This is a genomic window from Ciceribacter sp. L1K23, assembly GCF_018122705.1.
Classification (GTDB): domain Bacteria; phylum Pseudomonadota; class Alphaproteobacteria; order Rhizobiales; family Rhizobiaceae; genus Allorhizobium.
The window spans coordinates 240,085-260,776 of sequence record NZ_JAGRRC010000001.1; the positions used below are offsets into that span (position 1 = coordinate 240,085).

The window sequence follows — 20,692 nt, forward strand, 5'->3', positions numbered from 1 at the left end:
TCGTCAGCGGTTTTTTCCAGGTACCCACAAAATGTCAGCCTTGCCTTTGTCGTTGGCGTATCGCGCCGCGACGAACAGGAAGTCCGACAGTCGGTTTACATATTTCAGGCACGGTTCGTGCACGTTTTCCCCGTCGATCCGCGACAGCTCCACCATCACCCGCTCGGCCCGCCGTGAGGTGGTACGGGCGAGATGGAGATAGGCGGCGGCGGGCGAACCGCCGGGCAGGATGAAGGATTTCAGCGGATCGAGTTCGCTGTTCAGCTGGTCGATTTCCTTCTCCAACCGGTCCACCTGGGCCTCGATGATACGTAGAGGCTCATAGGAAAGCGGCTCGCCGGTATCGGGCGCGGCGAGATCGGCGCCAAGGTCGAAGAGATCGTTCTGGACCCGCAGCAGCATGGCATCGAGGTCCGGCAAGGCGTTCGTGTGCAGACGGGCCACGCCGATCGCGGAATTGGTCTCGTCGATGGTACCATAGGCGTCCACCCGCAGATCATGCTTGAGACGGCGGGGACCGGTGACCAGCGCCGTCGTTCCGTCGTCACCGGTGCGGGTATAGATCTTGTTGAGCTTGACCATGGTCCCGATCCTATCGTCCGCCGCCCGTCAGCCACAGCGTCAGCATGATCAGCGCCACGGCGATCGCCTGCAGCAGAATACGCATCTGCATCAGCTTGTTGGAAAGGTTGCCGTCGCCACCCTTCATCATGTTGAACAGGCCGCGCACGAGAACGACGACGACCAGTCCCATGACGATGAAAGCCAGGACCGATGTGAATGTGGACATGATTGCGGATTGCCCTTTTGCTTGAGGTCAGTCCAGCGACCGCATCAGCCTGTAGAAAAGGCCGGCGGGCAGCAGTCTTTTCAGCATGGCGCCCTGCTTGGCTGGAGTTGTCACGAGATAATGTGGGCGCGGGCGTGTCGCGGTCAAGGCATGTCTGAGGACTTCATGGACCGCCTCGGGACCCAGCTTGTGACGATTGATCGGTCCGCTGCCGTCGAGACGCGCAAGCTGCCGCTTGTATTCGCGCGCATGGGCCGAGTTCACAAGATCGATGTTCTCTCGGATCTGCGCCAGCGCATTGGCGGTAAAGCGGCTTTCGATCGGCCCCGGCTCGATCAGGCTCACATGGATGCCGCTGCCCTCCAGTTCCATCCGCAACGTCACGCTGAGACCCTCGAGTGCGAACTTCGACGCGGTATAGGCGCCGCGATAGCGATAGGCCACGAGACCGAGGATCGAGGAGCACTGCACGATGCGGCCATGGCCTTGCCGACGCATCATCGGGATCACGCGACGGGTCAGCTCGTGCCAGCCGAAGAAATTCGTCTCGAACTGGCGGCGCAGGACGTCCGTCGACAGATCCTCGACTGCACCGGGCTGGCCATAGGCGCCGTTGTTGAACAGGGCGTCGATTCGCCTGCCTGTGCGCTCGGCTACGGTATCGACGAGCGTCGCGATGCTGGACCCGTCGGTATAGTCCATGACCAGCGCCTCCAGCCCGTCCGCCTCCAGCGCGGCCAGATCCTCACGTTTTCTGACGGAGGCGAAAACCCTCCAGCCCTCGGCCTTCAGCGCCCGCGCGCAATAGGCTCCGATGCCGGAGGAGCAGCCGGTCACGATGATGCTGCGGGTGTCGGTCATGGTCTCGATCCTGTACAAATCGGACCGGGTTTCCCATATTCCCCCGCGGGATACAATCGCTTGGCCACAAGGGAGACTTCATGACGACATACCTGCGCAGGCTCTACAGGGTGTCGTTCGATGCGGTGTACCACTTCAGCGAGGACGACGGCTGGGCGATGGCAAGCCATGTCGCGCTTTCGGCGCTGCTGGCCGTCTTTCCCTTCCTGATCTTCGGAACCGCGCTCGCCGGTTTCCTGGGCGCCGACCAGTTTTCCGAAACCGCCATCCATCTGATCTTCGACACTTGGCCCGAAGTGATTGCGAAGCCCTTGTCGGATGAACTGGTGAACGTCCTGACGATCCCGCGCGGGGGGCTGCTGACGATCTCGGTTCTGGCGGCCGCCTATTTCGCGTCGAACGGCGTGGAGGCGCTCCGGGCCGGACTGAACCGCGCCTATCGCGTCACTGAAACCCGGCCGTGGTACATCACGCGCCTGATCAGTCTGGGTTTCGTGCTCAGCGCCGTTATCGTCTTCGCCCTTGTCAGCGCTTTGCTCGTCGTCGTTCCCGTTGCCGATGCCTTTGCCGAGACCTGGTTTCCGTGGATGCAGGAATGGCTGGCGACGATCGCCAACTGGCGCATCATCGGCACCGTGGCGTTGCTGGTCGTCGGTCTGCTGCTCTCTCATCTCGGCCTGCCGGCCGGGCGTCGGCGGTTGATCGACGTGCTACCCGGCGTGGTGCTGACGCTGCTTTTGTGGATGATCGGCGCGCTGATCTTCACCTATTATCTCGGCACGTTCGCCAACTACGCCGCCACCTATGCCGGCCTCGCCTCGATCATGATCGTGATCGTTTTTCTCTATATGGTCGGCGTGATCTTCCTGATCGGCGCGGAGTTCAATGCCGCGCTGATGAAGTTTGCCGCCATGCGGGTCGATGTGTCACCCGGCGCCAATCCCGACCAGGCGGCGGATATCTGAGGGCGAGGCTCCCTCTTCTCGAAGCGTCGCGAGACCAGTCGATCCCTCGCTCTTCGAGAGTTTGCGCCCGTCCGCGCCGAGTATCAGCCGATGGTGATGATAGCGCGGCTCCGGCAGGTCGAGCAGCCGTTGCAGCAAACGGTGCACGGCGGTCGACTGGAAGAGGTCCAGACCCCGCACCACATGCGTAACCCTCTGCAGCGCATCGTCCAGCACCACTGAAAGGTGATAGCTCGACGGCGCGTCCGAGCGCCATAGCACCACGTCGCCCCACGCAGATACATCGGCTGTGATCACGCCCTTTTCGCCATCACCCTCCTCGTTCCAGCTCAATCCATCGCTGGCTATCGAGATTGCCTTCGCCATGTCCAGTCGCCAGGCGTGGCGCGCGCCAGACGTTATCCTGGTCTGTCGTTCGGTCTCTGAAACGTGGCGATCGTCTGTCGGATAAAGCGGCGCCCCGTCCGGGTCGCGCGGCCATGCTGTCCCGTCCGCCTCGGCTTTCGCCACCGCCGCCTTCACCTCGCCGCGTGTCATGAAGGCGGGGTAGGCGAGGCCCATTTCAATGAGTCCGTCTAGGGCCGACTGATAGTGCGCTATGTGCTCGGACTGCCGCCGAACCGGGCTCTCCCAGTCAAGCCCGAGCCAGGTGAGATCATCGTAGACGGCCTGCTCGAACTCCGGTGTGCAACGGGTGACGTCGATATCCTCTATCCGCAGCAAAAACCGTCCGCCGACAGCCTTTGCCATGTCGTGATTTAGGATCGCAGAGAGCGCGTGGCCGAGGTGGAGCTGCCCGTTGGGGCTTGGCGCAAAACGGAAAACGGGTGGACTCGAAGGGTCGGCGGCGTGCATGCTTCCTTCTGGCACGAAAAGATAACCTGCTCCAAGAGGCATTCCGAAACAGCGCATGAACCCCATCCGATCGATCGAGGACATCGAAGCCGGTCTTGCCGCATTGTTTCACATCGACCCGCGGCTCGTGACAATCGCGGAGCGGGCTGGTCCCTTGCCGTTGCGTCTGGCCGAGCCGGGGTTTGCGGGTCTCGCCCACATCGTCGTCTCGCAAATGGTGTCGCGCGCCAGCGCCGAGGCAATCTGGGGCCGCATCCTGCTGGCCGCTGGCGAAGGGCTCTCGGCCGAGCGCTACCTGATGCTGACCGAAGAACCGATCGCCGGGTTCGGCCTGTCCGGTGCCAAGGCGCGCACCTTGAAGGGTCTTGCCGAGGCGGTGGTGTCAGGCGCGATCGATCTCGATGCCGTCACCCTGGCTCCCTTGGATGAGGCGATGGCGGAGCTTACGCGGCTTCCCGGAATTGGACCTTGGACAGCGGAGGTGTACCTGATGTTCTCCGGCGGACATCCCGACGTGTTTCCGGCTGGAGACGTTGCGCTGAGGGCTGCCGTCGGCTGGGCGTTCGAATTGCCTGAACGCCCGGACATCACGAGGGTGCGGCAAATCTCCGCGCCGTGGAGCCCCTGGCGCTCGGTCGCCGCCCGGCTTTTCTGGGCTTTTTATGCAACGAGGCTCGGGCGCGAGGCCGCGCCTGCCGCATGACGACAGCGGACTCGAAGCAACTGGATTTATTGGACTTCACAATCCTGTAACAACGGACCTAATATAGAAAGTGTGGATGCCGAATCGATCAGGAGAATGCCCTTGACGATTGCTGTTTCTCCTAATTCCCTGCCGGCGCTCGTGCTGAATGCCGATTACAGGCCGCTCAGCTATTACCCTCTGTCGCTGTGGTCCTGGCAGGATGCGATCAAGGCCGTGTTTCTCGATCGGGTGAACATCATCGCTGAATACGAGCACTCGGTCTGCTCGCCGACATTCTCGATGAGGGTGCCGAGCGTCGTCAGCCTGAAAACCTATGTGCAACCGACCCGCAATCCGGCCTTCACGCGCTTCAACGTCTTCCTGCGCGACAAATTCCAGTGCCAGTATTGCGGCTCGACAGAGGATCTCACCTTCGACCACGTCATTCCGCGCGCCCATGGCGGCGAGACGACCTGGGAAAACGTGGTTGCCGCCTGTTCTCCGTGCAATCTGCGCAAGGGAAGCAAGCTGCCGCGGCAGGCGCAGATGTTCCCGGCACAGAAGCCCTATCGACCGACGGTGCAGGACCTGCACAACAACGGTAGGCTGTTCCCGCCGAACTATCTGCACGAAAGCTGGATCGACTATCTCTACTGGGACAGCGAACTGCAGCCCTGATACTTATGCCGTCTTGCGGGTCGCGCCCCAGAAGGCGATCGCGGCTAGTGCGATACTCGTCAGGACGTTCCACCCTGCGAAGGAAAGACCGAGCACCCGGAGCGTCGCCTCGGTGCACGACGGGCCCTTGACCTCGTTCAGCTGCGCCAGGATGTCGCCGCCGGTGGCGCCGGCGCCGGCCGCGGTAATGCTGCAGCTCGCCGGGCCTTCCCAGAACTGCCATTCCACGCCTGAATGATAGACGCCCATACCGGCGCCGACGACCATCAGCAGGCCGATGGCGACGAGAAGCGTCTTCGTGATCCAGACCGGCAGCCGCAGCATCGACGACACGATCGCGAGAATGCCGAGCGGGATGCCGATATAATAGGGATTGCGCTGCATCAGGCAGAGCGCGCAGGGAATATAGCCGCCGATATGCTCGAAGCCGAGCGCTGAGCCGATGACGATTGCCATGCCGATCGTCGCCGCGACGGCTGCCATTGTGGTTTTGGTGATCGCGGCCATGGGCGCGTGCCTTTCAGAAGATGAACTTGACGAGGTAGAAGCCGCCGATCAGCAGCACCATGAAGAGGGTGAAAAGAAGGCCGAGATATTTCTCGATGAACAGCCGGATCGGTTCGCCGTAAAGCTTCAGCAGCCAGGAGACGAGGAGGAAACGGGCGGCTCGGCCGACGATGCTGACAAGAGTGAATATGAAGATGTTCAGTCCCGTCGCACCGGAGAAGATCGTCAGCACCTTGTAGGGAAATGGTGTGACGGCGGCAAACAGCACGCCCCAGCCACCCCAGGTGTTGTACCAGTCGGCGATCTCGGTAAAGGCATCTTCCTTGCCGTAGAAGGCGAGGATCGGCTGGCCGACGGTCTCATACAGGAACATGCCGATCGCGTAGCCGAGGAACGCGCCCAGCACGGACGCGACCGTGCAGATCAGCGCGATCCGGAGCCAGTTCATCGGCTTGGCGATCACCATCGGGATGAGGATCACGTCCGGCGGTATGGGAAAGAAGGAGCTTTCGATGAAGGAAACGCCGAACAGCGCCTTTTCGGCATGGCGGGTTCGGGCAAGCGACATGGTCCAGTCGTACAGGCGGCGCAGCATCGGAAGACCCCGTTGACGTTGGCAGCCGTTTTATTGGAGCCCTCGACCGGAGTAAATGCCATCCATGCCGCAGTGCGAAAGCTTTTCGAAAATCACCGCAAGATCGTCTCTTTATGTCCGATACCAGTTGACCCGCACATACCCATTCGTATAGTCCGGCGCTGTTCTACCCGACTGGAACGCATGGATTGCCCCATTGGCGGAACTGGTAGACGCGCTCGACTCAAAATCGAGTTCCGAAAGGAGTGCTGGTTCGATTCCGGCATGGGGCACCAATTCATCCCGGCGGCACCGCAGTGTCCGTGCTGAGGCCCTGCTGCATTCTCCTTTGGAAGACTTCAAATCTCGGAAAGCCTCAGGCCTTCTGCGCCCCGCTCGCCTGAAGATGCTCCATCAACGCCTTCACCTCGCCGGCGCGGACCATCTGGGCCGGAGTGCGGCCGCCGAGCGCTTCCAGGCGATGGCTGCGATACCAGGTTTCGGCCGCGTCAGTCGAGCCCAGCGCCTTGGTCATGCGCGCGACGAGCAACTGTTTCGCACCCTTGGCCGACAGCGTGCCCTGTTCTATGGCACCACCAATCCTGGCACTCGCCGATCGCAGTACCTTCTGCTGGATCTGCTGCCGTGCTGCGACGCCGCGGGCGCCGACCGGGGAGACGATCTTCACATTGGCAATCGTGCCTCCGTCCTCGTTACCCTTGGCCTTGCTGCGGGTCTTCGGCAGCAGCGTCTTGTCGACGCCCACCAGGCTGACAGCCTGGCCAGAGCGCAGCATGCCGGTCTTCGGGCGTTTTCCGCCGGAATCGGAGGTGTTGTCGTTCATTCTTGTCACTCGGTCTTATCCGGTTATCGGTCGTGATCGCCACGACCGCCGGGTCTCGGTTTCGGTGGCGGGACGCTACACGGACGTCGAAACGCTGTCCAGCGGAGCATGGCAACCCACCGAATACCGCTCCATTGTGCAGGTGCGAAAGGAGTGATAGCTAGGAAACTATCGAGTTTTTCGGGAATTTCGGCATGTTCTTGCCCGTTCGGGACAGCTACGAGGCGCTTTATCGCGATTTTTCGTGGCAGATTCCGTCAAAATTCAACATTGGCGAGGCCGTCTCCGACGCCTGGGCCCGCAACGAGCCCAACCGGGTCTGCCTTCAGCACTTCAGTGCCGACGGAAAGCATCTGTCGATGACCTATGGGCAGCTTTCCGCCCGATCGTCGCAGTTTGCCAATGCGCTTGTTGCCCTTGGCGTGAAACCCGGCGATCGGGTTGCGCTCCTGCTGCCTCAGTGCTTCGAGACCGTGATCGCTCATGTCGCCATCTACAAGCTCGGCGCCATCGCCCTGCCGCTGGCGCTTCTGTTCGGCGCGGAGGCGCTGGACTACCGGCTGCGTGCTGCGGGCGCTTCGGTTCTCGTCACAAATGCCTTTGGCCTGTCACGCCTCGCCCAAGTTAGCCCGCGTCCCGAGGGGCTGCGGCATGTGATCTCGGTCGACGGTGAGGCTCCCGGTGCCCTGTCTTTCCGAGATCTGATGGAGCCACAGCCCTCGGTGTTCGAGGTTATCGACAGCGGTCCCGACGATCCTGCGCTGATGATCTTCACCTCAGGTACGACGGGTCCGCCGAAGGGCGCGCTGCATGGACACCGGGTCCTGCCCGGCCATATTCCCGGCTTCCAGATGGCGCACGACTTCATCCCGCGCGATGGCGACCGGATGTGGACGCCGTCCGACTGGGCCTGGGCCGGCGGCCTGCTCAACGCGCTTCTGCCCTCCCTGCTGCTTGGCGTTCCGGTGGTCTCCTCGCCGGCGCAGAAGTTCGATCCGCACATGGCCTTCCGCATCATGGCCGAGATGGGCGTGCGCAACGCTTTCATCCCGCCGACGGCGTTGAGGCTTTTGCGGTCCATCGATAATCCCCGCCGCCACTACGATCTTTCCCTGCGCAGCATCGGGTCTGCCGGAGAATCGCTTGGCCGCGAGACCTACGAGTGGGTAAGGTCGGCGCTCGGGCTTGTGCCCAACGAGTTCTACGGCCAGACCGAATGCAATTTCGTGCTGTCATCCGCCGCCCATCTCGGCGTCAGCAAGGGCGGCAAGATCGGCCGCGCCGTGCCGGGTCATCGTGTCGCCATTATCGATGACGAAGGGCGTGTCGTGCCTGCGGACGTTACCGGCCAGGTGGCCATCGCCCGACCGGATCCGGTGATGTTCCTCGGCTATTGGCAGGACGAGGCCGCGACGGAACGAAAATTCGTCGGGGACTGGATGAAGACCGGCGATCTCGGCCGGCAGGACGCCGATGGCTTCGTCGAATTCTTTGGCCGCGATGACGACGTGATCACCTCTGCCGGTTACCGCATCGGTCCGGCAGAGGTCGAGGACTGTCTTCTCAGCCATCCGGCGGTGAAACTCGCCGCCGTCATCGGAAAGCCCGATCCAGTTCGGACCGAAATCGTCAAGGCCTTCGTCGTTTTGTCGCCGGGCCATGAGCCGGGCGATGCGCTCGCCGGCGCGATTTCCGACTGGGTCAAGCAGCGGCTTTCCATGCACGAATATCCGCGCGAAGTGACTTTCGTCGACGCCCTGCCGATGACGACGAGCGGCAAGGTGATCCGCCGGCTGTTGCGCGACGGGGAGCTCGCGGCTGCGGCGGAATAGTCAGTCGTCGTTGCGGCGTGCGAGGATCTTGTCGCGCAGGATGCGGGCCATGTTTCGGGTATTGCGGTAGAGGTGCAGCTGGTTGGCCGCCTGTCGCACGTCCCGGTCGCTGTTGCGGGCCAGGCCGATCACCAAAGTGCCCATTTCCTCCCGCTCACGCCAGAAGCGGCTCATGATCGGATGGTCCGGCACGGCGCAGGAATCCGTTCGTTCGATATTGGCATCGTCGAGATGCCATTTCGTCAACTCGACCATCAAAAGCTTGCCTGGCGAGAAGCGCGCATAGCTTTCGTCATAGGCGGTCTTCCAAGTATAAGCCTCGCCGCCCATGATGAACACCACCATGGAGGCGATCGCCTGGCCATTCAGGTCGAGCGTATGGATACGCACGGCGTCGATGTCGGCGAGATTGGTGATCGCCTCACGCGCAAAGGCGGCTCGGTAGCGGTCCATGACCATGGCAGAGCGCTTCTTGCCCTTCCAGCCGCTTGCCTCGAGCGCCAGGAATTCCTCCATACGCACCCGGATGTCCTCCGGCTGGCGGGCGACGTTGTAGGAGAGCCCGCCGTCTTTGGCGAGCAGGCGCCACTGGCGGCGCATCTCGCGCAGATGGTGTTTCGAAAGCGAGCCGGCGAGATAGGTTTCGCCGTCCTCGTCGCTATTCAGCATCGGGCGCTGATAGGTATTGGTCAGCGTCAGCGGCAGGTCACGGCTGATCGCCAGGGCCCTGATCATCTGGGCGACGATCCCGTTCAGCCTGAGATCCGGCAGCACGAGCACGCCCGGCAGCTTCGATGCCGGCAGCGCATAGGCTTCCAGCATGTTCTCGATCGTTTCGGCCGCCTCCTCGGCGTCGATCAGCGGCGTGCCGAGCGGACCGAACGGGTTCGACCAGGCGCGGATGATCGACGGACCGACGGAAAAGCCGGGCTTCTCGACGGAGAACGGCATCAGCATGCGCATGCGGCTGCGATTGTTCCGGTCGTCGCGGATCAGGGCCAGCCGCACCTGCCGGTCCTCAAGTCGAGGCATGGCCGGCGCCAGGAATCCGGCGGCGAAGAAGATGTTCGGTTCCATCGCCCGGTTCGTCAGGAACTGGAGTTCCTCCTGCAGATCGTAGCCCATCCGGGCCGGATAGAGGAACAGCCGGCGGCCGGGCCGCCCGATCTCGAGCTCGATGTCGGCGACGGGCCGCTCGCGCGGCACGCTCGCCAGTGCGCCGACCATGCGGTTGGCGTTGCTGTTGACGCTTTCGTCGTAGATCGGTGGGTTGGGCATGGTCATTGCGCCCTTTTCTTCATCAGCGAGGTCGGATCGGCAAAGGCGAAGAGCACGATGCCCAGGGAACGTCTGACCGCGATATGCAGCAGCAGCGCTTCGGTCATGGTGGCGGCGGCGGTGGCGATCGCGGCGCCGGCCAGACCGTAGAGGGGAATGAGTGTTACATTGAGGCCAATGTTGACGGTGAGTGCCGCGACATAGAGCGCGACGCAGAGCATCTGCCTCCCGGCCATGGTCAGCAGCACCTCGCCTGGGCCGACGAGAGCCTTGGCGAGGCTGCCGGCGAACAGGATCGCCATCAGATAGTAGCCGGCGCCGAAGGCCGGGCCGAACAGCGACAGCAGAAAAGTGCCGAGTGCCAGGACGACAAGACCCATCCCCAGCGACGGCCAGAAGCTCCAGCGGCTGGTGGTGCCGGCGAATGTGGCGAGCGCCATCATGTCACCGTCGGCCATCATCGCCGAAAAGCGGGGTGCGGCGGCCGCTTTCACCGCGAAATAGACGAACTGGACGAGCGCCATGGTCTTCGCCGCGGCGAAGTAGATGGCGACCTGGTCCGGCTCAAGGTAGAGGCCGACGACGACGACGTCGGAATTGGTAAGCAGGAAGCCGAAGCCCTCGATCAGGAAGATCGGCAAAGCCACCCGGAACCAGGCGAGAAAGTCGATCTTCAGCGGCCCGCGCTCGAAGCGGCGGCGCAGGCGCAGGTTGATCGAGATGAACTGCACGAGCGTCGTCACATAGGTCGCGGCAAGAGCTGCCTGCATTGCCGTCGTTGCGGTGCGCGGCGCGCCGAACAGCACGGCGATCAGCATGAAGGCGAGGATCAGCGTCGGTCGGATGATGTAGGTGGGGCTCAGCGCCGCGACAGGCCAGCTGTTGGCACGCGCCGTGCCGTCCAGCACGTCGCCGAGCGCAATCATCGGCAGGGCGATGAGGCCGAGGAACAGCGGCACCATGTAGTAGGCTTCGATCCGGTCGCCGAGAAGATGCATCGCTGCGAAGCCGACAAGCGCCAGCATGGTGGCGGAGAACATCGCGAACAGGCGTGCCGTGACGGTCAGACCGCGGATCTCGCTGCGCTCGGTCTCGTCGTCATATTGCGGCAGGAAGCGGATCACGGCTGTGTGGAAGCCGAGGCAGGAGAGGTTGCCGAACAGGACCACCAGCACCCAGACGAAGACGAAGATGCCGTATTCGAACTCGCCCATCAGGCGAGCCTGGATGATCTGCGAGAAGAAGGCGATGCCGGCGCTGACGACGCGGATGACGAAGGCGATCAGGGCCATGCGCTGGGCGCGGGCGGTTTCATCGGTCGCGAGGAAGGTTGCGGCCAACCGCAGCATCACCGGCGCGAGCAGCTGGCGCAAGCCTGCCGGCAGCATCTTTTCCGCTGTCTGGACAACCGCCATGATCGACACGCACTGCTCACTCGAACCTGGGAAACAAAGGCGAGTGTTGTCAGATCAGGGTTAAGAAACGGTTCTTTTCCCTCGCCGGGATTGGGCGAGTGTCGCTGTCAGGCGTCGGCTCCGATGGTAAAATCTGCGGGCGGTAGCCCTTCGAGGCGACGGCGATGGGCCTCAGCGAGTGCCGACTCGAAATGCCGTGTGTAGGTCGCGGTATCGAAGAGCGAGCCCGCGCGGGTGCGACCTTTGCCAAGCCGTCTCCCGACATCTTCCAGACGTTCCGGATCGTGGGCGAGATCAAGGACCAGCGCCTCGTAGGCTTCGTCGCTGTCGGTCACGAGATCGCCGAGATCGAGAGCGTGCAGCAGGCTCGCAGCAACCCGGGCGGCAAACTGGCGCCCCTTGCGCGTCACCACCGGCAGTCCGGCCCAAAGCGCGTCGCTCGCCGTCGTGTGCGCGTTGACGGCAAAGCTGTCGAGGAACAGGTCCGCGTGCTTGTGGCGAGACAGGTGTTCGGCATGCGGCGTGTTGGCGGCAAAGACGAGCCGAGCTGGATCGACGCCTCGCGCGGCCGCCTCGCGCCGCAGGTTCGCCTCGACCCAGCGATTGGCGCGCAGGAGCCAAAGTACGCTGCCGTCGACGGCCTTCAGCACGCGCATCCAGATGTCGAACTCGCGCGGGCCGATCTTGTAGCTGTTGTTGAAGCTACAGAAGACGAACGCATCGTCCGGCAGACCGAACATCGAGCGGGTTGTCGGGCTGTCGGCGATCCTGCGATGGTCGTCGTTCGGCTGGTAGGAGCCGGGCAGGAAGATCACATTTTCCGAGTAATGCCGGCGTTCCTCCGGCGGAACCACGATATGGTCGGCAACGAGATAATCGATGAAATCGGCGCCCATGCTGCCGGGATAGCCGAGGTAGTTGATCTGCAGCGGCGCCAGGCGCCTTGCGAAGAGTTCGCTGCGGGTGTGCTTGGTATAGCCCTTGAGGTCAATGGCGATGTCGAGCCGATGATGGCGCACGAGGTCGGCCGCCTGCTCGTCCGACACACCGCGCAGCTCAGTGTAGGCATCGACCTCGGCGATCATCTGGTCGCGCCAGATGCCGTGCTGGGTTCGCCCATAGCCGTAGGTGTAGATCTCGAACCGGGTGCGGTCGTGCAGCCTGAGCAGACCCGCCATCAAGTAGAGGGTGGCGTGGTCGTGAAAGTCGGCGCTGAAATAGCCGATACGGATCTTGCCGCTTTTCGCGGCGGGAAGGGCGGACACTGTCGGCGTTACCGAATAGCTCTTCTCGCGCCAGTGGATCGAGCGTTGCAACTGCCGCTCCGGGTTGTCCTCCATCGCCAGGGTCACGAAGGGCGGAACGCGGTCGCCGACGATGCCGAGGGTCGGCAGGGCGGCGTCGATCTCCGGCCAGACGCTCCAGTCGCAGGTCATCTGCCGCAGATGGAGAAGCTGGCCCTTCACGAAGTCGAAGTCGGGCTTCAGTTCCAGCGCCCGGCGATAGCTTTCCATCGCCTGGTCGAGCCGGCCCTGGTCTTCAAGCGCCGAGCCGTAATTGTAGTGGGCTTCGCCGAAGTCCGGGTTGAGTTCGAGGGCTCGACGATAGCTTTCCTCGGCGCCGGCCCGGCCCTGATCCTGCAACAGGTTGCCCATGTTGTTGTGTGCTTCGATGTAATCCGGTCGCAGGCCAAGCGCCTGTTTGTAGCATTCGAGCGCCTCGTCCAGCCGCCCGAGCGCCCTCAGCACGTTGCCAAGATTGTTGTGGGCTTCCGGGTAATCCGGCCGCAGGGCGATGGCGCGCCGGATCGATACCTCAGCCTCGTCAAGAAGGCCTTCGGCCTTGAGATAGATGCCGAGATCATTGTGACCGTCCGGATAACCCGGATCGATTTCAGTCACCCGCCGGAAGGCGTCAATCGCCCTGTCGAAACGGCCTTCGGCCCGTTCGACGTTGGCAGTCAATATCCATAGCATCCTGTTGTTTGGAAATGCCTGGAGCGCCTTGGTCAATCTCGGCCGAAGGACGCCGAACTCACCGAGCTTGTAGAGCTTGGCCAGTTCCGCCGTCAGCGTCACCTCGATCGAGGGTGCGGGTGCTGCGCCCAGGCGTTCGAGGCCCTGTCTCGCGAGTTTGTTGGCTGGTGCCATCCTGAGCACGGCCTCGTAGAGCTGCCGTGCGGGTCCCGTCTCGCCCTTCCTCGCATGGGCGTTCGCCTTGAACAGGATCTGATCGACATTCGGCTTCGCCATGTTCCAGCTCCGACGCCTCTCGCAGCCCGACGAAAGCGCCGGGGCCACCCACATTTTACCTCAACCCCAGCAGCTAGCCCGATAAGCCTTCGCGACGCTTGCGCTGTGTTGGAGAATGGGAAAGGCGAAGCCACCTCGAAGGTCAGCAGCATGAACGAAAGAAGCGGGCGCCTTTCGACGCCCGCTTCTTTCTTTGCATCTTGTGCGTCGGCCTATTCTTGTTCGAAGGCGCCGTGGCAATGCTTGTATTTCTTGCCCGAGCCACAGGGGCAGGGCTCGTTGCGGCCGACGCGGCCCCAGCTTTCGGGATTGGCGCCGTCGCGCTCGACGGCAGGCTGCTGTTCCGGTGCGCCCTCGCCGAAATCGTCCTCGCCGGTGGTGGCATCAATGTGGTGGCCCTCCATCGGCGGCGGGGTGGGAGCCGGCTGTTCGCGAACGATCTCCACCCGCATCATCTGCGTGGTCACGGCCTCGCGCAGGTTGGCCAGCAGGGCCTGGAAGAGCTCGAAGGCCTCCGCCTTGTATTCCTGCAGGGGATCGCGCTGGGCATAGCCCCGGAAACCGACGACCGAGCGCAGGTGATCGAGATTGACGATGTGCTCGCGCCAGAGATTGTCGATGGTCTGGAGAACGACCGAGCGCTCCACATAGGTCATGATCTCGGGGCCGAAGCGCTCTGCCTTTTCGGCCACGTACTTGTCGGCGGCATCGCGGATGCGGGTCGTCAGCTCCGCCTCGTCGATTCCGTCTTCCGCGGCCCATTCCTTGATCGGCAGGTCGAGGTTCAGTGTCGTGGCGACGGCGTTCTTCAGCGCATCGACATCCCACTGCTCGGCATAGGCGCGCTCGGGGATGTGGAGGCTCACCATCTTCTCGATGACCTCATGGCGCATGTCGGTGACGACGGTATCGACATCCTGCATGTCCATCAGTTCGACGCGCTGCTCGAAGATCACCTTGCGCTGGTCGTTGATGACGTCGTCATACTTGAGCAGGTTCTTGCGGATGTCGAAGTTGCGGGCCTCGACCTTCTTCTGGGCGCGCTCTAGTGCCTTGTTGATCCACGGATGGATGATCGACTCGCCTTCTTTCAGGCCAAGCTTCTGCAGCATGCCATCCATGCGGTCGGAGCCGAAGATGCGCATCAGGTCGTCCTGGAGCGACAGGTAGAACTTCGAGCGGCCCGGGTCGCCCTGGCGGCCGGAACGACCACGCAACTGGTTGTCGATGCGCCGGCTTTCGTGGCGTTCGGTGGCGATCACGTAGAGACCGCCGGCGGCGAGCGCCTGTTCCTTCAGCTTCTTGATCTCTTCGCGGATCGCCTCGACCTTGGCATCGCGCTCTGGTCCAGGCTCCATGCCTTCCAGTTCGCGCTCAAGGCGCATGTCGATATTGCCGCCGAGCTGGATGTCGGTACCACGGCCGGCCATATTGGTGGCGATCGTGACGGCACCCGGCACGCCGGCCTGCGACACGATATAGGCTTCCTGTTCGTGATAGCGGGCGTTCAGCACCTGGAACTTGTCGAAACCGGTCTGCTTCAGCATGGCGGCGAGCAGTTCGGACTTCTCGATCGAGGTCGTGCCGACCAGAACCGGCTGGCCTCGGCTGTGGGCGTCCTTGATCTCCTCGATGATCGCCTTGAACTTCTCCTCGGCGGTCCGGTAGACCTCGTCGTCCTCGTCGACGCGCTTGATCGGCAGGTTGGTCGGTACTTCGACCACGTCGAGGCCGTAGATGTTGGCAAATTCCTCCGCTTCCGTCGCCGCCGTGCCGGTCATGCCCGCCAGCTTGTCGTACATGCGGAAATAGTTCTGGAAGGTGATCGAGGCGAGCGTCTGGTTTTCCGGCTGGATCTGCACCTTTTCCTTGGCTTCGAGAGCCTGGTGCTGGCCTTCGGAATAGCGGCGGCCCGGCATCATGCGGCCGGTGAATTCGTCGATGATGACGATCTCGCCGTTGCGGACGATGTAGTCCTTGTCGCGCGAGAACAGCTTGTGGGCCTTCAGCGCGTTGTTGATGTGGTGCACGATCGCGACGTTCTCGACGTCGTAGAGGCTCTCGCCCTTCAGCAGCCCGGCCTGGCGCAGCAGGTTTTCGAGCTTTTCGGTGCCGACTTCGGAGAAGTTTGCCGAACGCTGCTTTTCGTCGATCTCGTAATCTTCCTCCGTCAGCATCGGGATGAAGGCATCGATCGTGTTATAGAGGTCCGAGCGATCGTCCAGCGGACCGGAAATGATCAGCGGCGTGCGTGCCTCGTCGACCAGGATCGAGTCGACTTCGTCGACGATCGCATAGTTGTGGCCGCGCTGAACCATCTGGCCGCGCTCGTATTTCATGTTGTCGCGCAGATAGTCGAAGCCGAGTTCGTTGTTCGTCGCGTAGGTGATGTCGCAGGCATAGGCGTCGCGGCGCTGCTCGTCGGTCAGGCCGTGGACGATGACACCCGTGGTCAGCCCGAGGAAGCCGTAGAGCTTGCCCATGGTGGTGGAGTCGCGGGTGGCGAGGTAGTCATTGACCGTCACCACATGGACGCCCTTGCCGGCGAGAGCGTTGAGGTAGACGGCGAGCGTCGCCACAAGCGTCTTGCCTTCGCCGGTCTTCATTTCGGCGATCGAGTTCTCGTGCAGTATCATGCCGCCCATCAGCTGCACGTCGAAAGGCCGGAGGCCGAGCGCGCGGCGGGCACCCTCGCGGGCGACAGCAAAAGCCGGTACAAGCAGGTCGTCGAGCTTGGCGCCGTCGGCGAGCTGCTTGCGGAACTCGACGGTCTTGGCGGCGAGCGCCGCGTCGTCGAGGGCCTTCATTTCGGGTTCCAGCGCATTGATCGCCGCGACGCGGGAGCCGTACGACCGGATACGGCGGTCGTTGGACGAGCCGAAGATTTTGCGGGCGATACCACCAAGGCTGACCATCAAGTGGTCCTTTCTGACTTCCGTACAGTCTGTTCCGGTCGGGTCCGATGGGTCCGGCCCCCGGCAAATGGGCATACCGCGGCCTGAAACTCTCTGGACGCGAGGTTGCGTGACAGATAAGAGGGGGGTCGAATGATGTCAACGGCACAACTCGGCGTGAAAGTGGCGTCCCGTCGTGCTTTTGACACTATTGAACCGGACGAGATCGGTTCGAAATCATGGTTTCATCCGAAAGGTAGTTTGAATGTTGCGCCAACATATCCTTGCCCTGACCGCCTGCCTCGCCGTCGTCGGCGCTCCTGTTATCGCCATTGCCGAAGACGCCGCGGATGCGGTCGTCGCAAAGGTGGGCGACATGGAAATCCGCCAGTCCGAGCTCGACCTCGCCGTTGCCAATCTCGACCCGCAGCTTGCCCAGCTTCCTGAAGAACAGAAGAAGGTCGCTGCGCTTTCCGGTGCCATCGATGTCAAGCTGCTTGCCGGCAATGCCGACAAGGAAGGCATGCGCGATGATGCCGATTTCCAGCGCCGCATGCAGTTCATCGCCGAGCGCGAGCTGCACAACGCTTACTTCAAGAAGCACGTCATCGACGCCGTCACCGACGCCGACGTGAAGGCGCGCTACGAGAAGGAAGTTGCCGCCCTGCCGCAGCAGGAAGAGGTTCGCGCCCGTCACATCCTTGTAAAGACAGAGGAAGAGGCCAAGGCGATTATCGCCGATCTCGACGCCGGCAAGGATTTCATCGAGATCGCCAAGGAGAAGTCGACCGACCCGAACAAGTCGGAAGGCGGCGACCTCGGCTATTTCACCAGGGGCCGCATGGTTCCTGAATTCGAGGAAGCAGCCTTCGCGCTCGAGAAGGGCGCCTACACCAAGACGCCGGTGCAGTCGCAGTTCGGCTTCCACGTCATCAAGCTCGAGGACAAGCGCACCGCCGCTCCGCCGAGCCTCGAAGAGGTCGGCCAGCAGGTGCGTCAGCTTGTGATGCGCGACAAGTATCTCGAGCTGATCGAGAAGGCCAAGGCCGAGGCCAAGATCGAGATCGTCGACGAGGCTCTGCGCAAGGGCTACGAGGACGTCAACAAGAAGCCCTGATTTCGGCTTCATTCCTAAACTCTGCCGGACCCGCGTTTCGCGGGTCCTTTCTCATTCAGGTTCCAGAGCCATGTCCGCGACCGTATCTCCCCTCGCTCCCAAGTCCTATCCCGACATGCCGGCCGTTCGCGGCGTATCGATGTCAACGGCCTCCGCCGGCATCAAGTACAAGAACCGCACCGACGTGCTGATGATGGTGTTCGACCGCCCGGCCTCGGTCGCCGGCGTGTTCACGAAGTCGAAGTGCCCGTCGGCACCGGTCGACTTCTGCCGCGCCAATCTTCCGCATGGCGTCGCGCGGGGCGTCGTCGTCAATTCCGGCAATGCCAATGCCTTCACTGGCAAGAAGGGCCGCGAGTCGACGGCGCTGACGGCGAAGTCGGCGGCGCAGGCGCTCGGCTGCGGCGAGAATGAGATCTATCTGGCCTCAACCGGCGTGATCGGCGAGCCGCTCGATGCCACCAAGTTTTCCGGCGTGCTGGCGGACATGGCAAATTCGGCCACGGGCGATTTCTGGCTCGAAGCCGCCAAGGCGATCATGACCACGGACACCTATCCGAAGGTCGCGACGCGCTCGGCCGAGATCGGCGGCGTCAAGGTGACGATCAACGGCATCGCCAAGGGTGCCGGCATGATCGCCCCCGACATGGCCACGATGCTCTCCTTTGTGGTCACCGATGCCGACATCGCGCCGGCCGCGCTGCAGGCGCTGCTGTCCGGTTCGGTCGAGGCGACATTCAACTCGATCACGGTCGATAGCGACACATCCACCTCCGACACGCTCATGCTGTTTGCCACCGGCGCTGCCTCGGCCGACGGACAGTCTCGCATCGAGACGGCCGACGACGCGGCGCTTGCCTCGTTCCGGGTTGCCCTTGCCGACCTGCTCAAGGATTTAGCGCTGCAGGTCGTCCGCGATGGCGAAGGCGCCCGCAAGATGCTGGAGATCACCGTCACGGGCGCCGAGAGCGACGCCGCAGCCAAGCGGATCGGGCTTTCGATCGCCAATTCGCCGCTGGTCAAGACCGCCGTTGCCGGCGAGGATGCCAACTGGGGCCGCGTCGTCATGGCGGTCGGCAAGTCCGGCGAAATGGCCGACCGCGACCGTCTGGCGATCTGGTTCGGCGACGTCCGCGTCGCCGTCGATGGCGAGCGCGATCCGGACTATTCGGAAGCTGCGGCAACCGCCGTGATGAAGCAGGAAGACATTCCGCTCAAGGTCGAGATCGGTCTCGGCAATGGCAAGGCGACGGTCTGGACCTGCGACCTCACCAAGGAATACGTGGCGATCAACGGGGATTATCGCAGCTGATGGTGCCGGCATCCGATAGCGGACGCGGCGCGAACCTGCCGCTGGTGCGACGGCTCGAAGCCGTCGGCTTCCGGGCCTGGCCGGCGGCGGCCGTCCAGTATGACGGCAGCTGGCAGATCCGTCTCAACGGCGGCTATGGCTCCAAGCGCCTTAATTGCGTCGTGCCGCTCGATCCCTCCGACAGCCGCGATATCGCCCAGCGTCTCGGCAAGGCCGCCCGTCGCTTCGCCTCCCATGGCCGTCCGCTCCTGCTGCGTGAGACGCCGCTGACGCCGGTGGCGGTGCTCGATCACATCGTGCATGAGGGCTGGGAACGGTTCGAGACCGTCGTCGTCATGACCGCCGATCTCGCCGCCAGCGAATTGCCCGATACCATGGACCATCTGCCAAGTCATGACATCGGCCGCTTCGTTGACGCCTATCTCTCGCTGTCGGGCGAAAGCCCGTCTGCCAAGCCTGGACTCGCGGAGGTGCTGACCGCGATCAAGCCGCCAAGTGGCCTGTTCATGGTCGGCGACGCCGGGACCGGGCCGGTCGCGACAGCGCTTTGCGTGCAGGACAACGACCTCGCCGGTATTCTTGCGCTCTGCGTCGCTTCGTCCGCCCGCAGGCAGGGCCTGGGAACCGAGATATTATCGACGGCGCTGCGCTGGGCGCGGCTGCGCGGCGCCCGCACCGCCTGGCTGCAGGTCGAGGCGGAGAACACGGCTGCGCTGGCGCTCTATGCCAAGTTCGGCTTCACCGAAGCCTATCGTTATCACTACTGGCGGCCGGGGAGAGCGGGATGAGCGAACGCAAGATCCTGCTCGTCGCGGCCTGCGCGCTCGTTGACAGCGACGGCCGCATCCTGCTGTCGCAGCGCCCGGAGGGCAAGGCGCTTGCCGGTCTTTGGGAGTTTCCCGGCGGCAAGGTCGAGCCGGGCGAGACGCCGGAGGAGACGCTGGTGCGCGAGCTCGACGAAGAACTCGGCATCCAGACCAAGATCCCGTGTCTCGCGCCGCTGACCTTCGCCAGCCATACCTATGACGATTTCCACCTGCTGATGCCGCTCTATATCTGCCGACGCTACGAGGGCATCCCGCACGGCCGCGAAGGTCAGGCGGTGAAGTGGGTGCGGGCCAACGCGCTCCGCGATTACCCGATGCCGCCGGCCGACGAGCCGCTGATCCCGTTCCTCCAGGATCTGCTTTAGGACAGGCTAAAATCGGGCTGCAGTCTTAAGAAAAAGTTTATCATCTTTCGGCAAGGTCTTTCCACGGGTGCGTAATTCCCGCGTGAGGCTTTGAACATGGACAAGGATTTCTGGGACACCGTTCGCTCCGGCGAGCGGAAGGAACCCAAATCCCACAGGACCGGTGTGCTCAACATGGCTTTGCTGTTCGGAACAGCCGCCATCGCGCTCTCGCTCATCCTGACGCCCATGCTTGCGGGCAGCGACAGCAACAAGAGCCTTGCCTACACCGCTGACGAATTCGACAACATCACCACCGGATCGATCGGCAATTCCGACGGCGCAAAGCGGTACACGATCCGCAGGAGCATCCTGCAGGAGATGCCGGGCTCGGTCTGCATCGTCGACAGCTATAACGGCGGCGCGGGCTGCCGTTGAAGGCGCTTGCGACGACGCATCAACGAGGGGAACTGCAATGCGTCGCGTGATTAGGCTGCTGTACGAAACCTCGGGTGCCACCGCCGTCGAATACGGCGTGCTTGCGGCTCTTCTCTCGCTCGCCCTTGTCGGCGGCTACAGTTCCATGGCCGATGGCGTGGAAAACACCTGGGCGACGATCAGCACGACCTACAGCGACGCCACCACCAAGTAAGCTTCCTCCC

21 protein-coding genes and 1 tRNA gene are annotated in these 20,692 nt (G+C 63.0%); 11 read left to right on the forward strand and 11 right to left on the reverse strand.

The annotated features are described in order from the left end of the window. Nucleotides 1–3: 3 nt before the first annotated feature. From J5J10_RS01070 to J5J10_RS01080, 3 genes are read right to left on the reverse strand one after another with little or no spacing between them, the layout of a single operon-like run. The gene (locus tag J5J10_RS01070; RefSeq protein WP_211928463.1) at nucleotides 4–582 is read right to left on the reverse strand and encodes a cob(I)yrinic acid a,c-diamide adenosyltransferase; all 579 of its coding nucleotides are present in this window, start codon (nucleotides 580–582) and stop codon (nucleotides 4–6) included. Nucleotides 583–592: 10 nt separating this feature from the next. Then, a complete protein-coding gene (locus J5J10_RS01075) occupies nucleotides 593–790 on the reverse strand; it encodes a twin transmembrane helix small protein (RefSeq protein WP_208554298.1) in 198 nt (65 codons plus the stop codon). A 27-nt stretch (nucleotides 791–817) separates the two neighbouring features. Next, nucleotides 818–1,651 carry an SDR family oxidoreductase gene (locus J5J10_RS01080; RefSeq protein WP_211928464.1) on the reverse strand — a complete coding sequence of 278 codons (834 nt, stop codon included), beginning with the start codon at nucleotides 1,649–1,651 and terminating at the stop codon, nucleotides 818–820. A gap of 80 nt (nucleotides 1,652–1,731) precedes the next feature. On the opposite strand from J5J10_RS01080, the gene J5J10_RS01085 reads away from it, so the two are divergent. Beyond that, complete coding sequence (locus J5J10_RS01085) at nucleotides 1,732–2,616, forward strand: YihY/virulence factor BrkB family protein (protein WP_208554296.1); 885 nt, start codon at nucleotides 1,732–1,734, stop codon at nucleotides 2,614–2,616. Here J5J10_RS01085 and gluQRS read toward each other — a convergent pair. Continuing rightward, nucleotides 2,578–3,471, reverse strand: a complete 894-nt coding sequence (gluQRS, locus tag J5J10_RS01090; protein ID WP_211928465.1) for a tRNA glutamyl-Q(34) synthetase GluQRS — start codon at nucleotides 3,469–3,471, stop codon at nucleotides 2,578–2,580. The genes J5J10_RS01085 and gluQRS overlap by 39 nt on opposite strands. Before the next feature lie 55 nt (nucleotides 3,472–3,526). Between gluQRS and J5J10_RS01095 the strand changes: the two genes are divergently transcribed. Together J5J10_RS01095 and J5J10_RS01100 are read left to right on the forward strand one after the other, a co-directional pair. Next, the gene (locus tag J5J10_RS01095) at nucleotides 3,527–4,174 is read left to right on the forward strand and encodes a DNA-3-methyladenine glycosylase (protein ID WP_211928466.1); all 648 of its coding nucleotides are present in this window, start codon (nucleotides 3,527–3,529) and stop codon (nucleotides 4,172–4,174) included. Nucleotides 4,175–4,276: 102 nt separating this feature from the next. Then, nucleotides 4,277–4,834 carry an HNH endonuclease gene (locus tag J5J10_RS01100; RefSeq protein WP_208554293.1) on the forward strand — a complete coding sequence of 186 codons (558 nt, stop codon included), beginning with the start codon at nucleotides 4,277–4,279 and terminating at the stop codon, nucleotides 4,832–4,834. A 3-nt stretch (nucleotides 4,835–4,837) separates the two neighbouring features. Here J5J10_RS01100 and J5J10_RS01105 read toward each other — a convergent pair whose 3' ends face one another. Together J5J10_RS01105 and J5J10_RS01110 are read right to left on the reverse strand one after the other, a co-directional pair. Next, complete coding sequence (locus J5J10_RS01105; protein ID WP_211928467.1) at nucleotides 4,838–5,341, reverse strand: disulfide bond formation protein B; 504 nt, start codon at nucleotides 5,339–5,341, stop codon at nucleotides 4,838–4,840. A 13-nt stretch (nucleotides 5,342–5,354) separates the two neighbouring features. Next, nucleotides 5,355–5,936, reverse strand: a complete 582-nt coding sequence (locus J5J10_RS01110) for a YqaA family protein (RefSeq protein WP_211928468.1) — start codon at nucleotides 5,934–5,936, stop codon at nucleotides 5,355–5,357. Nucleotides 5,937–6,126: 190 nt separating this feature from the next. Here J5J10_RS01110 and J5J10_RS01115 point away from each other — a divergent pair. Continuing rightward, nucleotides 6,127–6,211, forward strand: a tRNA-Leu gene (locus tag J5J10_RS01115). Between the two features lie 80 nt (nucleotides 6,212–6,291). Here the strand turns inward: J5J10_RS01115 and J5J10_RS01120 are convergent. After that, nucleotides 6,292–6,759, reverse strand: coding sequence for a hypothetical protein (locus J5J10_RS01120; protein WP_211928469.1), 468 nt, complete (start codon nucleotides 6,757–6,759; stop codon nucleotides 6,292–6,294). Nucleotides 6,760–6,953: 194 nt separating this feature from the next. Between J5J10_RS01120 and J5J10_RS01125 the strand changes: the two genes are divergently transcribed. Then, entirely contained in the window at nucleotides 6,954–8,591 is a 1,638-nt protein-coding gene (locus J5J10_RS01125; RefSeq protein ID WP_211928470.1) for an AMP-binding protein, read from the forward strand. On the opposite strand, the gene J5J10_RS01130 is transcribed toward J5J10_RS01125, so the two are convergent. The 4 genes from J5J10_RS01130 to secA form a co-directional block, all read right to left on the reverse strand. Further along, the gene (locus J5J10_RS01130) at nucleotides 8,592–9,869 is read right to left on the reverse strand and encodes a GNAT family N-acetyltransferase (RefSeq protein WP_208554473.1); all 1,278 of its coding nucleotides are present in this window, start codon (nucleotides 9,867–9,869) and stop codon (nucleotides 8,592–8,594) included. It abuts the gene before it with no gap. A gap of 2 nt (nucleotides 9,870–9,871) precedes the next feature. Then, complete coding sequence (locus tag J5J10_RS01135; RefSeq protein WP_211931101.1) at nucleotides 9,872–11,284, reverse strand: lipopolysaccharide biosynthesis protein; 1,413 nt, start codon at nucleotides 11,282–11,284, stop codon at nucleotides 9,872–9,874. Nucleotides 11,285–11,391: 107 nt separating this feature from the next. After that, nucleotides 11,392–13,536 carry a tetratricopeptide repeat protein gene (locus J5J10_RS01140; RefSeq protein ID WP_211928471.1) on the reverse strand — a complete coding sequence of 715 codons (2,145 nt, stop codon included), beginning with the start codon at nucleotides 13,534–13,536 and terminating at the stop codon, nucleotides 11,392–11,394. A 212-nt stretch (nucleotides 13,537–13,748) separates the two neighbouring features. Continuing rightward, a complete protein-coding gene (gene secA, locus J5J10_RS01145) occupies nucleotides 13,749–16,451 on the reverse strand; it encodes a preprotein translocase subunit SecA (protein WP_211928472.1) in 2,703 nt (900 codons plus the stop codon). A 244-nt stretch (nucleotides 16,452–16,695) separates the two neighbouring features. Here secA and J5J10_RS01150 point away from each other — a divergent pair, with 244 nt between their 5' ends. The 6 genes from J5J10_RS01150 to J5J10_RS01175 all read left to right on the forward strand — a co-directional run bounded on the left by J5J10_RS01150 (nucleotide 16,696) and on the right by J5J10_RS01175 (nucleotide 20,682). Next, entirely contained in the window at nucleotides 16,696–17,547 is an 852-nt protein-coding gene (locus J5J10_RS01150; RefSeq protein WP_211928473.1) for a peptidylprolyl isomerase, read from the forward strand. A gap of 70 nt (nucleotides 17,548–17,617) precedes the next feature. After that, nucleotides 17,618–18,859 (forward strand): bifunctional glutamate N-acetyltransferase/amino-acid acetyltransferase ArgJ, encoded by a 1,242-nt coding sequence (argJ, locus tag J5J10_RS01155; RefSeq protein ID WP_211928474.1) that lies wholly within the window; start codon nucleotides 17,618–17,620, stop codon nucleotides 18,857–18,859. Further along, nucleotides 18,859–19,647 (forward strand): GNAT family N-acetyltransferase, encoded by a 789-nt coding sequence (locus tag J5J10_RS01160; protein ID WP_211928475.1) that lies wholly within the window; start codon nucleotides 18,859–18,861, stop codon nucleotides 19,645–19,647. Before argJ ends, J5J10_RS01160 begins: the two co-directional genes overlap by 1 nt. Next, nucleotides 19,644–20,051, forward strand: a complete 408-nt coding sequence (gene mutT / locus J5J10_RS01165) for an 8-oxo-dGTP diphosphatase MutT (protein ID WP_211928476.1) — start codon at nucleotides 19,644–19,646, stop codon at nucleotides 20,049–20,051. The genes J5J10_RS01160 and mutT overlap by 4 nt, the downstream gene beginning before the upstream one ends. A 96-nt stretch (nucleotides 20,052–20,147) precedes the next feature. Continuing rightward, complete coding sequence (locus J5J10_RS01170; RefSeq protein WP_211928477.1) at nucleotides 20,148–20,468, forward strand: hypothetical protein; 321 nt, start codon at nucleotides 20,148–20,150, stop codon at nucleotides 20,466–20,468. Nucleotides 20,469–20,505: 37 nt separating this feature from the next. Then, on the forward strand, nucleotides 20,506–20,682 hold the full coding sequence (locus J5J10_RS01175) for a Flp family type IVb pilin (RefSeq protein ID WP_211928478.1): 177 nt from the start codon (nucleotides 20,506–20,508) through the stop codon (nucleotides 20,680–20,682). Nucleotides 20,683–20,692 lie beyond the last annotated feature (10 nt).